We start from the raw sequence: 236 nt of genomic DNA, 5'->3' as shown, positions 1-236 counted from the left end.
AACATGCCCATTAGCTTACCGGTTTCAGCATCTTCTAAGCCGTCTAGGAACATATGATCCTTGACTTCTTTATGGCCCATACGATAGCCACCACGTGCGCCTGGCATAATATAAGGAGCATTGGTCATGGATTCCATGCCGCCCGCAACTGCGACATCGAAGCTGCCCGCTTTGATACCGTCATGTGCTTGCATCACAGCTTTTAGACCTGAACCACAAAGCTTATTGATAGTGAC

Annotated in this window: 1 protein-coding gene; it reads right to left on the bottom strand. The window is 48.3% G+C overall.

Annotation, left to right across the window (positions count from 1 at the left end):
* Positions 1–236, bottom strand: a 236-nt coding sequence (locus AAEY83_RS18530) for a thiolase family protein (RefSeq protein ID WP_351061637.1), incomplete at both ends; no start/stop codon positions are given.

Origin of the sequence: Psychrobacter sp. TB20-MNA-CIBAN-0197 (assembly GCF_040309765.1) — a bacterium.
GTDB classification, from domain to species: Bacteria; Pseudomonadota; Gammaproteobacteria; order Pseudomonadales; family Moraxellaceae; genus Psychrobacter; species Psychrobacter submarinus.
This window is presented reverse-complemented; position numbering and strand designations above follow the sequence as displayed.